Source organism: Rhizobacter sp. SG703 (assembly GCF_012275445.1).
Classification (GTDB): Bacteria; Pseudomonadota; Gammaproteobacteria; order Burkholderiales; family Burkholderiaceae_C; genus Rhizobacter.
This window is the reverse complement of record NZ_JAAZQK010000004.1, coordinates 548,654-556,299: the sequence shown is the minus strand read 5'-3', so window position 1 is coordinate 556,299 and position 7,646 is coordinate 548,654. Positions and strand designations below refer to the sequence as shown.

6 protein-coding genes are annotated in these 7,646 nt (G+C 66.5%); 3 read left to right on the top strand and 3 right to left on the bottom strand.

Annotated features, from left to right (window positions below; translation table 11 throughout):
- From FHT26_RS10760 to FHT26_RS10750, 3 genes are all read right to left on the bottom strand, one after another.
- Window positions 1–443 (bottom strand): phosphoadenosine phosphosulfate reductase domain-containing protein (locus tag FHT26_RS10760; RefSeq protein WP_168560105.1); only part of this gene is annotated, 443 nt, incomplete at its 3' end.
- A 28-nt stretch (window positions 444–471) separates the two neighbouring features.
- Window positions 472–1,239 carry a sulfite exporter TauE/SafE family protein gene (locus tag FHT26_RS10755; protein WP_168560104.1) on the bottom strand — a complete coding sequence of 256 codons (768 nt, stop codon included), beginning with the start codon at window positions 1,237–1,239 and terminating at the stop codon, window positions 472–474.
- Window positions 1,240–1,414: 175 nt separating this feature from the next.
- Window positions 1,415–3,013: a methyl-accepting chemotaxis protein gene (locus FHT26_RS10750; RefSeq protein WP_168560103.1), complete on the bottom strand. Its 1,599-nt coding sequence runs from the start codon at window positions 3,011–3,013 to the stop codon at window positions 1,415–1,417.
- 623 nt (window positions 3,014–3,636) lie between these two features.
- Between FHT26_RS10750 and kdpF the strand changes: the two genes are divergently transcribed.
- Genes kdpF through kdpB form a run of 3 tightly spaced genes read left to right on the top strand, consistent with a single transcriptional unit; the run spans window position 3,637 to window position 7,638 of the window.
- The gene (gene kdpF / locus FHT26_RS10745; RefSeq protein WP_047592445.1) at window positions 3,637–3,726 is read left to right on the top strand and encodes a K(+)-transporting ATPase subunit F; all 90 of its coding nucleotides are present in this window, start codon (window positions 3,637–3,639) and stop codon (window positions 3,724–3,726) included.
- Complete coding sequence (gene kdpA / locus FHT26_RS10740; protein ID WP_168560102.1) at window positions 3,726–5,534, top strand: potassium-transporting ATPase subunit KdpA; 1,809 nt, start codon at window positions 3,726–3,728, stop codon at window positions 5,532–5,534. Before kdpF ends, kdpA begins: the two co-directional genes overlap by 1 nt.
- Window positions 5,535–5,553: 19 nt before the next feature.
- Window positions 5,554–7,638 (top strand): potassium-transporting ATPase subunit KdpB, encoded by a 2,085-nt coding sequence (gene kdpB / locus FHT26_RS10735; RefSeq protein WP_210427320.1) that lies wholly within the window; start codon window positions 5,554–5,556, stop codon window positions 7,636–7,638.
- Window positions 7,639–7,646: the final 8 nt, after the last annotated feature.

Sequence of the window (7,646 nt, the reverse complement as noted above, 5' to 3'; positions counted from 1 at the left end):
GTGCCGCGCCGGATCGAGTCTTCGAGGTGGCCGACGACCAGCCGCTCGCCCATCTCGGCGATGCGGCGGTCGCGGAACTCGATCACTTCGGGGAAGTTGTGGCCGGTGTCGACGTGCAGCAGCGGGAACGGCAGGCGGCCCTTATAGTGGCCATCGGCGCCCTTGGTCTTGAAGGCCTTCTCGGCCAGGCGCAGCACGACGCACGAATCCTTGCCGCCCGAGAACAGCAGGGCAGGGCGCTCGAACGCGGCGACCGTCTCGCGCAGGATGAAGATGGCTTCTTCCTCGAGCCAGTCGAGGTGGGATTGATCGAGGTGGGCCGTCAACCGCTCGGGCACTGCGCGCGAACGGGGACGCTCGCGTTCGAGCGGCCAGTCGGCGGCAGCTTCGTCCGGCAGCACTGCGACGAAATCGCAAAGGGAAGGGTCGTCATGTCGTTTCATAGGTACCTTTGTTGCCGGGCGCCCGCGCTCAATGGATGACGCGGAGGCCGGCAGTCAACAGAGACACGCACAACAACCCGCGTGTCACCTTTTCCGGCAGGGATCTGATCAATCGCGCGCCCAGCCAGATGCCGGGCAGGGATCCGACCAGCAGGCTGGCGAGCAATGGCCAATTGACGTTCCCGAGTGCCGCATGCCCCAGGCCCGCGACAAGCGTCAGCACCGCCGCATGGGCGATGTCCGTTCCGATCAGGCGCTGGATGGGAAGTCGCGGATAGAGGACGAGGGTCAGGGTCGCGCCGATCGCGCCAGCGCCGATCGAGCTGAGCGATACCAGCACCCCCAGCAGCAGCCCGGCGAGCACGGTCAACGCGCGCTTGCGCGATGCCGTGAGCAAGGCATCGAGCTTCAGGCCCACGGTGTGGCAGAAGGGACGACAGGCCACCGCGGCCGCGGTCATCAGCAGGGCCACGCCCAGCACCTGCATCATCAGCAGGCTGACCCCCTTCGTCATGCCGGTATGGCGCATCAGCACGAGGGTGGCGATCGTCGCCGGGATGCTGCCGAGCAGCATCCACCCGACGATGCCGTAGTCGACCTGGCCTTGGCGGTGGTGGGCGACCGTTCCGTTGGCCTTGGTGATGGCAGCGAACCACAGGTCGGTGCCGATGGCCACCGGCGCGCTGAGATTGAAGACGCCCATCAGCAGCGGCGTCATCAGCGATCCGCCCCCCACGCCGGTCAAGCCGACGATGGCACCGATTGCAAAACCACTCGCCACTGCCAGCCAGTCCATGACATCCCCATCTTGAGGTGCCGGCGGAAGCCGGCGCGGTGGATAGCGTTGCAGCCGACGCTCAGGCGGCGTCGGTTGCGGCGACCGGCAGCACGCCTGCGCGGTCGGGTCGATTCAAGCGTTGCGGCGTCGCGTGGAGTTCAGACGGAACCCGGACGTCGAGCCCTGCCTTTGCCTAGGCGAAGCTGTGCTGCGGCGTGGCGTCATGTCCGGCGACGCGAAACACGGAGATCGCCACGGACAGCTTCTCGGCCTGTTGACGCAGGCTCTCGGCCGCCGCCGAGGTCTCCTCGACCAGGGCCGAGTTCTGCTGCGTGGTGTCGTCCAGCTGCGCCACCGCCTGATTGATCTGGCCGACGCTGGAGCTCTGTTCCGAGCTGGATTGCGTGATGTCGGCGATCAGCTCGCTCACCTTGCGAACCTGTTGCACGGCCTCGTCGATGGTCTTGCGCGCCGCATTGACCTGCACGGTGCCGGCATCCACCTTCTCCACGCTGTTGGTGATCAGGCTCTTGATCTCCTTGGCCGCGTCCGCCGAGCGCCGTGCCAGGTTGCGCACCTCGCCCGCGACCACGGCAAAGCCGCGTCCTTGCTCGCCGGCGCGCGCCGCCTCCACCGCGGCATTGAGTGCCAGGATGTTGGTCTGGAAGGCGATGCCGTCGATCACCGTGATGATGTCGGAAATCTTGCGGCTCGAATCCTGGATGTCTTCCATGGTCTCGACCACGCGCTCGACCGCGCCGCCGCCCTGCCCGGCCACCTCGGACGCCTTGCCCGATAGCAGGTTGGCTTCACGCGCATTGTCGGAATTCATCTTGACGCTGTCGGCCATCTGCTGCATCGACGCGGCGGTCTGCTGCAGGCTCGAAGCCTGCGACTCCGTGCGCGAGGACAGGTCGAGGTTGCCATGCGCAATCTGCGTCGCGGCGGTCACCACGGTGTCCACGCCGACGCGCACCGTGCTGACCATGCTGGACAGATTGGTGGTCATCAGATTGAGCGAGCCCAGCAGTTCGCCGATCTCGTCCTGCGACCCGATCCGCGCCTGGCGCGTCAGGTCGCCTTCGGCCACTGCCCGGGTGATGGTCACCGCTTCGGTCAGCGGTCGGGTGATCGACCGCGTGATCGCCAGGGCTGCCACCACGCCCACCAGCATGGCCGCTGCCGCCAGGCCTCCCAGCGTCCACAGCACCGCCTGGTAGGTTTCCCGGCCTTGCTCGATCATGCGCTGGGCGTTCTCGTCGCTGTGCGCCAGCCAGGCGTCCTTCGCCTTGATGAGGTTCATGTTGTCCACGCGAGCCTCGCCCAGCATGATGCCGATGGCGACGTCTCGCTGTGCCGGATCGTCGAGGATGGTGCGCGACGCCGCCATCACTTTCTCATTGGAGTGCACGAAGGTCTCGAACCTGGCCTTCACTTCCTGCCAATTGGCGCGGTCCTGATCGTCCTGGAACAAGGCGCGCGACGAGTAATCCTCGAGCACGTTGCGTGCGGAGTCGACCGATTTCGCGGTCATCAATTCGGCCTCTTTTTTCTGCTCCAGCTTGCCGAGGATGTGGAGGAACGAGCGGCGTCGCGCGTCGTCGGCGCTGCGCATGAACTCGGTGACGAGCTTGTAGGACGCCATGATGTGGCTGTCGTAGTACTCGGTGTGCGCCTGCAGGCGATCGGCCTGCACCTTGGCGGTGAAAGCCAGGACCGCCAGCATGGCCAGCAGGACGGCGAAGCCGGCACTGAGGCGCGTGCCGATCTTCACTTTGGACAGGAATTTCATCCTTTTACTCCCTGAGATAGATGCTGAAAATGTGTCACTACTATCGACACGATGGGAATTTAATAGAGTCGGAAAAGACCGAAAATTCACTCCCAATTGAGTCGTTTGGCGATCGTCTTCGCTTATTGCGCCGCGCAATTGACACCGATCAATGATGATCAATTGCTCCCCCGGCATCAACATGCTGCCGTCCCGGCGAACGTGAAAATGTTCGCGCGATGTCGCAGATCGAATTGGCCGGCGACTCGCAGGCATTGAGTGCTGAGAATTATCCGACGCGAGTGGCGCGGACCGTGCCGCGAAAAGGCGGTTTCCGGTGGTCGGAATCATCTATCCGACAAGCAATGCGATCGCGGCAATCGGGGTGCCTTGTCACGCGCGCACCACCCTGTCGACCGTGCCGATTTATCGCCGGCCGGCGTCGCGGGGTGACGGCTCTTTATGCGTTCTTGATGCGCGAAGCCCAAATCTATATACCGATTTGATGCGGCGATCCCTACGCTTTCAGACATCCGAATCACCCGTGAGGAGTTCATGGACGTTCTGTTTCTGGGCGCCGTCGCCGTGATGTTCGTCGCCATCGTCGGCATGGCCATCGGCTGCGACCTGTTGGGAGCACGCCAATGAGTTGGCTTTACTGGCTCTCGGGCCTGGCCTCGCTCGGCCTGCTCGCCTACCTCGTCTTTGCATTGCTGAAGGCGGAGGACTTCTGATGAATTCGCAAGCCTGGATTCTGTTGACGGCATTCCTGGCCGCCCTCGCGTTGCTCGCGTGGCCGCTCGGCCGGTGGCTCGCCGCCGTGGCCGAGGGGCGATTCCCGCGCTGGCTCGCGCCGGTCGTGAAGGCCGAGCACGGCCTGTACCGGCTGGCCGGCATCGATGCCTCGGCCGGCATGGGCTGGCGTCCCTACGCGATCGCGTTGATGGCCTTCAACCTGCTCGGCGTGCTGGCGGTCTACGCGCTGCAGCGCCTGCAGGGCGTGCTGCCGCTCAACCCGCAGGGGATGTCCGCGGTCAGCGCCGATTCGGCATTCAATACCGCGATCAGCTTCGTCAGCAATACCAACTGGCAAGGCTATGCCGGCGAGTCGACGATGAGCTACCTGACCCAGATGCTTGCGCTGACGGTGCAGAACTTCTTCTCGGCCGCCACCGGCATCGTCGTCGTGATCGCGCTGGTGCGTGGCTTCGCGGCGCGCTCGTCGGCATCGATCGGCAACTTCTGGGTCGACGTCACCCGCATCACCGCGTACGTGCTGGTGCCGCTGTCGCTGGTGTTCGCCGTCTTCCTGGTCGGCCAGGGCGCGATCCAGAACTTCGACGCCTACAAGGAGGTGAACACGCTGGAGGCCACGGGCTATCAACTGCCGAAGAACGGTCCCGACGGCCAGCCGCTGAAGGATGCCCAGGGCAACCCGGTGATGGAGGACCTGAAGACCGACAAGCAGACCCTCGCGATGGGACCGGTCGCGTCGCAGGAAGCCATCAAGATGCTCGGCACCAACGGTGGCGGCTTCTTCAACGCCAACTCGGCGCACCCGTACGAGAACCCGACGGCGTTGAGCAACTTCCTGCAGATGCTGGCGATCTTCCTGATCCCGGCCGCGCTGGTGTTCATGTTCGGCCGCATGGTCGGCGACCTGCGCCAGGGCTGGGCGGTGCTCGCTGCGATGACGGCGATCTTCGTCGTCGCGGTGGTCGTCGTCACCGCACAGGAGCAGCAGGGCAACCCGCTGCTCGCGCAGCTCGGCGTCGACCAGGCGGCCAGCGTCACGCAGCCGGGCGGCAACATGGAAGGCAAGGAGGCGCGCTTCGGCGTCGCCGCCAGCGGACTGTTCGCCGCCATCACCACCGCCGCGTCGTGCGGCGCGGTGAACGCGATGCACGATTCGTTCACGCCGCTCGGCGGCATGGTGCCGCTGGTGCTGATGCAGCTCGGCGAGGTGGTGTTCGGCGGCGTCGGCACAGGGCTGTACAGCATGCTGATCTTCGCGATCCTCGCGGTGTTCATCGCCGGGCTGATGATCGGCCGCACGCCCGAGTACCTCGGCAAGAAGATCGAGACCTGCGAGATGAAGATGACCTCGATCGCGATCCTGGTCACGCCGATCCTCGTGCTGGCCGGCGCCGCCATCGCGGTGCTCGCCGATGCCGGCAGGGCGGGCATCGCGAACCCGGGAGCGCACGGCTTCTCCGAGATCTTCTACGCCCTCACGTCGGCCGCCAACAACAACGGCAGCGCGTTCGCGGGCCTGTCGGCGAACACACCGTTCTACAACACGCTGCTGGCGGTGGCGATGTGGTTCGGCCGCTTCGGCGTGATCGTGCCGGTGCTGGCCATCGCCGGCTCGCTGGCCGCGAAGAAGCGGCTGGCCGTCACCGCCGGCACGCTGCCCACGCACGGCCCGCTGTTCGTGACCCTGCTGATCGGCAGCGTGCTGCTGGTCGGCCTGCTCAATTACGTGCCGGCGCTGGCCCTCGGGCCGGTCGTCGAGCACCTGATGTTGTGGGCGCCGAAGTGAGGCGCCATTGGGAACCATCATGACAACCGTCCAGAACTTTTCGATGTTCGACCCGGCGCTCGTCAAGCCGGCCGTCGCCTCGGCCTTCGCGAAGCTCGACCCGCGCGTGCAGTGGCGCAACCCGGTGATGTTCGTCGTCTACGTCGGCAGCATCATCACGACGCTGCTGTGGCTGCAGGCGCTCGGCGGACAAGGTGAGGCGCCGCAGGGCTTCATCCTCGCGGTGACGCTGTGGCTGTGGTTCACCGTGCTGTTCGCCAACTTCGCCGAGGCGCTGGCCGAAGGCCGCAGCAAGGCCCAGGCCTCGTCGCTGCGCGGCATGAAGCGCAAGACGATCGCGAAGAAGCTGGAGCAACCGAAGCACGGCTCGGCCTGGCACCCGATGGAGGCCGACGAGCTGCGCAAGGGGGCCGTCGTGCTGGTCGAGGCCGGCGACGTGATCCCGCTCGACGGCGAGGTGATCGAAGGCGTGGCCTCGGTCGACGAGAGCGCGATCACCGGCGAGTCGGCGCCGGTGATCCGCGAATCGGGCGGCGATTTCGCGTCGGTCACCGGCGGCACCCGCGTGCTGTCGGACTGGCTGGTGGTGCGCATCGGCGTCAACCCGGGCGAATCCTTCCTCGACCGCATGATCGCGATGGTCGAGGGTGCCAAGCGCCACAAGACGCCGAACGAGATCGCGCTGACCATCCTGCTGGTCGCGCTGACCATCGTGTTCCTGGTCGTCACGGTGACGCTGCTGCCGTTCTCGATCTTCAGCGTCGAGGCGGCCAGGCTGGGCACGCCGGTCGCGATCACCACGCTGATCGCGCTGCTGGTGTGCCTGATCCCGACCACCATCGGCGCGCTGCTGTCGGCGATCGGCGTGGCGGGCATGAGCCGCATGATGGCCGCCAACGTGATCGCCACCTCGGGCCGCGCGGTCGAGGCGGCCGGCGACGTCGACGTGCTGCTGCTCGACAAGACCGGCACCATCACGCTGGGCAACCGCCAGGCCTCGGTGTTCCTGCCCGCGAAGGGCGTCGGCGACAAGGTTCTGGCCGATGCGGCGCAGTTCGCGTCGATGGCCGACGAGACGCCCGAGGGCCGCAGCATCGTCGTGCTGGCCAAGCAGAAGTTCAACCTGCGCGAGCGCGACCTGTCGAGCCACCGGACCGAGTTCATCGCGTTCACGGCGCAGACGCGGATGAGCGGCGTGGACATTGATGGTGGCGACGGCACGGTCCGCCAATTGCGCAAGGGCGCCGGCGAGGCGATCCGCAAGCACGTCGAATCGCTCGGCGGCAGCTTCCCGGCCGACGTGCAGGCCACCGTCGAGGACGTCGCGCGCCAGGGCAGCACGCCGCTGGTGGTGGCCGATGGCGCCCGCGTGCTCGGCGTCGTCGAGCTGAAGGACATCGTCAAGGGCGGCATCAAGGAGCGCTTCGCCGAACTGCGCCGCATGGGCATCCGCACGGTGATGATCACCGGCGACAACCGCCTGACCGCCGCGGCGATCGCGGCCGAGGCGGGTGTCGACGATTTCCTCGCCGAGGCCACGCCCGAGGCCAAGCTGAAGATGATCCGCGACCACCAGGCCGACGGCCGACTGGTCGCGATGACCGGCGACGGCACCAACGACGCACCGGCGCTGGCGCAGGCCGACGTGGCGGTCGCGATGAACACCGGCACGCAGGCCGCGAAGGAGGCCGGCAACATGGTCGACCTCGACAGCAACCCGACCAAGCTGCTGGAGATCGTCGAGACCGGCAAGCAGCTGCTGATGACGCGCGGCTCGCTGACCACCTTCTCGATCGCCAACGACGTGGCCAAGTACTTCGCGATCATCCCGGCGGCCTTCGCCACCACCTACCCGCAGCTGGCCGCGCTCGACGTGATGCGCCTCGCGAGCCCGTCGTCGGCCATCCTGTCGGCGGTGATCTTCAACGCGATCGTCATCGTGTTCCTGATCCCGCTGGCGCTGAAGGGCGTCAAGTACCGCGCGATCGGCGCAGCCGCGCTGCTGCGCCGCAACGTGCTGGTCTACGGGCTGGGCGGGCTGGTCGTGCCGTTCATCGGCATCAAGCTGATCGACCTGCTGCTGTCGGCCCTGCACCTCGTCTGAACCCGGCC